At 57.9% G+C, this 3,414-nt stretch carries 3 protein-coding genes; all 3 read left to right on the top strand.

What is annotated here, in order from left to right; all coding sequences use genetic code 11:
• Nucleotides 1-475 precede the first annotated feature (475 nt).
• The 3 genes from MUBE_RS14400 to MUBE_RS14390 are packed head-to-tail and all read left to right on the top strand — an operon-like array spanning nucleotide 476 to nucleotide 3,251.
• A complete protein-coding gene (locus MUBE_RS14400; protein WP_116541061.1) occupies nucleotides 476-775 on the top strand; it encodes a FeoA family protein in 300 nt (99 codons plus the stop codon).
• Complete coding sequence (gene feoB / locus MUBE_RS14395; protein ID WP_116541060.1) at nucleotides 772-2,685, top strand: ferrous iron transporter B; 1,914 nt, start codon at nucleotides 772-774, stop codon at nucleotides 2,683-2,685. Before MUBE_RS14400 ends, feoB begins: the two co-directional genes overlap by 4 nt.
• 5 nt (nucleotides 2,686-2,690) lie before the next feature.
• Nucleotides 2,691-3,251 (top strand): NifU family protein, encoded by a 561-nt coding sequence (locus MUBE_RS14390; RefSeq protein ID WP_243633086.1) that lies wholly within the window; start codon nucleotides 2,691-2,693, stop codon nucleotides 3,249-3,251.
• The last annotated feature ends 163 nt before the right edge of the window (nucleotides 3,252-3,414 follow it).

The following is a 3,414-nucleotide window of genomic DNA, read 5'->3' as shown; positions in this document are numbered from 1 at the left end:
GAGGTGAAGGCTAGCGCATGTACCGTAAGGGGCGACGGTCTTGCATCACGACATCACCATGGTCACACTGGCTAGACTCTCCCCAGATAAGAACAGACCAAAACCTCGCTTCAACACCACCAACCAACAACACAAAACAACACCACACAACACATTAGGTGAGATATTTGCGTGGATATAGGCCACCGAACATGGTGGCGACTCAGCAACCGGACTGGAAGAAAAGGCAATTGAGCTGCGGTTATGCACTTCTGCATGCCGCATACTGCGTAACGACCTTCCGCAAAGTACTTGTGACAGCACGAGTTACTGTTGTCGCTACTACTCGGCCCGGTCCCCGACGGATACCGCAACGCAACCTGGACTTCCTACAACCACTGGTGCGCTCGGACAGCCAAGGATCAAGAGTTGAGGTATATCCTATAATGTTTTAGGTATGCCTAACCAGAATACCTGCGAAACGTTAGGACAAGTCATGCTCAGGCGGAGGCAGATCTCACAGGGCCAATCCGGTTCCGATCAACCCGGTTCGGTGATCCCGCTAGCTCAGCTGGCGCCGGGCCAGCGGGCAACCATCGTAGGCACGGTCCACCATGCAACATCTTCCGTCGCGACCCGGCTACAGCAACTGGGCTTTCGGTCGGCGGCGTCTATAACAGCAATCCGTCGCGCACCACTTGGTGACCCAACGATTTACCGGGTGCAAGACACCGAACTGTGCCTTCGTCGCCGAGAAGCGCGACTGATCGAAGTGGTCCCAGTAACACAGGAATGATGCCCTGCCACGACGGCGATCGCAGCCCAGTTGCCCTTGCGGGTACCCGCCGAGTAGCGTTGGTTGGCAATCCGAACGCCGGTAAAACCACAGTATTTAACCGCCTGACTGGATTACGCGCAAAGACCGGCAACTATCCGGGTGTCACGGTCGTACGTAGCGTTGGCACCATCAAGCTAAACGGCGTAACCATTGCCGTCGAAGACCTTCCCGGCACCTACAGCCTTGAGGCGATCAGCCCGGATGAGCAAGTGGTTACCCGTGTGCTCGCCGGTGAGATCGACGGCATCGACCGTCCCGACGCGATCGTGGTGGTCGCCGACGTCACAACGCTTCGTCGTTCAATCCCGCTTATGGCACAGACACTCCGGCTAGGCCTTCCATGCCTTCTGACGCTCACTATGGGCGATGAATTAACCGCCCGCGGTGGCCGCGTCGACATCGACGCGTTATCGGCAGCGATGGGGATACCAGTAACCGCAATCATCGCGCACCTTGGTTCAGGAATCGATGGGCTGCGCACACAACTGGGTTCCTTTGACCGGTGGCAGCGACCACCGATACCACCACCTTCTGATCCCGACGCTGCCGATGCCTGGGGAAAATCTGTGCTCAATGCCGCCGATTACGTTGCACCACAAGCGGATCAGCGTACGGTCCGGATCGACCAGGTTGTGCTGCACCCGTTGTGGGGCTCCGTCGTCTTCTTTGTGGTGATGTTTGCCTTCTTCCAGGTTGTGTTCACCGCTGCGGCACCACTACAGAAGTTGGTTGAACAGGGACTCACCTGGCTGAGCGGCCAGGTTGCCGGTCATCGTGGCAACTCCACACTGGCTGGTCTAGTCGGACACGGAATCATCGGCGGCGTCGGCACCGTCCTGCAGTTCATCCCGCAAATTGCACTGCTGTTCTTGCTGACCGCGCTGCTGGAAAACGTGGGCTATATGGCACGAGCTGCGTTTATCATGGACCGAGTAATGGCCAGCACCGGACTGGAAGGCCGCGCCTTTGTAGCCATACTGTCCTCGTTCGCTTGCGCGGTTCCAGGCATCATGGCCACTCGAACGTTGCCGTCGCCACGCGACCGAATCGCCACCATTCTCTCTGCGCCGCTGATGACCTGCTCCGCTCGCCTGCCGATATTCATAATGCTTATCGGCGTGCTGATCGCGCCACATAGACGCTGGTGGGGACTCAGCGCGCAGGGCGTGATGATGTTTTTGTTATATCTCAGCAGTGGCGCGGTGGCGCTCCTCATCGCGTGGATATTAAAGGCGACGATCTTGCGCAGCGACCTGCTGCCGTTCGCCATGGAGCTTCCACCGTACCGGTTTCCCTCCCCCAAAACTGTGCTGGTGACGATGTGGGACGCGGCAAAGATGTTCCTGCGTAAGGCCGGAACTATCATCCTGGCCACGTCAGTGGTGTTATGGGCGTTGCTCAACCTGCCGCTGCGCGACACCGAGACTACGCAACTCTCCCCGGCCGACGCCACCACATACGTAATGGACCACAGCTACGCTGCGGGTGTTGGCAAAGCCATCGAGCCGGTGTTCAAGCCACTCGGCTTTGGCTGGCGCACCGACGTCGCATTGCTCAGCTCCCTGGCAACACGGGAGATGTTCGTATCCACCCTCGGCCAGGTGGCGGCGGCAACGAACTTCGACAAACCGCTTGAGGCGTTGGCCACCATGGCCGACGACCACGGACACCAGGAATTTACCGCGCCGACGATCATCGCGCTGTTGGTGTATTTCATGTTCGCACTGCAATGCATGTCGACCATCGCAGTAATGCACCGCGAGACCAACTCATGGCGATGGCCGACGTTCGCGTTCAGTTACATGTTTATCCTTGCCTGGGTGATGGCGTTCGCTGCCCGATCGATTGCCATGGGTCTTGGCGCATGATTGCGATGCACGCTGTGACCACCGCCGACCCGCGACAACTGCGCTGGGTAGTCGCGCCCGGCGACCTCCCGCCAGTCGGCATTGTCCGGCACGCTCCAGGCCGGCTAGGAGCACTACTTGACAACGGGGTAATCGAACAACTGGTCGTACGTACAACTGACGTGTTGATAACACTCAACACCGGAAACAGTTGGGGAAAAATTGGCGACCAGGTTCAAGACGCACTCGCTGACGCACTACTGCACCCGGCGGCCTGGCGGACCGATGCGGTAACCGATAACTCCGCCAACTTGACGGAAATCGCCAGCAAGCTACTCGTAGGACCGATCAGCGCTCTGGCCGAATCGCATCGTGGATCAATCGAGTTGGCGTCGGTGTCCGGCACTAATGTGGTGGTTCGGATGTCTGGTGCTTGTAAGGGATGTCCATCAGCGAGCTCGACTCTGCACAACAAGCTGCAACGCGAACTGCGCCGACAGGTCGGACAACAGGTCACCGTTTCCAGTGAAACTGCTTCAACTCTATTGAGATTAGTAAAGAAACTGTTGTCGTTGGTGGTCCGTTGAACAAGCCGGCAAACAGCGATGCCTGGCACACAAGTACCGATAGCCCCACGCAGACTGCCCATAATGATGTGACCGAATGCATCTTCTTGTTGAGTGTTGTGTGGTTTTGTTTTATGTGGGGTGTGGTGGTGTGGGTTGTGGTGTGGGTCGATGGTGTTGTGTG

It is taken from the genome of Mycobacterium uberis (assembly GCF_003408705.1).
GTDB classification, from domain to species: Bacteria; Actinomycetota; Actinomycetes; order Mycobacteriales; family Mycobacteriaceae; genus Mycobacterium; species Mycobacterium uberis.
Note: the sequence above shows the minus strand (reverse complement) of the source record. Positions and strands in the feature narration are given on the sequence as shown.

Bases quoted from the DNA above. Each gene is read 5' to 3' on its own strand.
- MUBE_RS14400 (WP_116541061.1), top strand. From the start codon at position 476: ATGCTCAGGCGGAGGCAGATCTCACAGGGCCAATCCGGTTCCGATCAA.
- MUBE_RS14390 (WP_243633086.1), top strand. From the start codon at position 2,691: ATGCACGCTGTGACCACCGCCGACCCGCGACAACTGCGCTGGGTAGTC.
- feoB (WP_116541060.1), top strand. From the start codon at position 772: ATGATGCCCTGCCACGACGGCGATCGCAGCCCAGTTGCCCTTGCGGGT.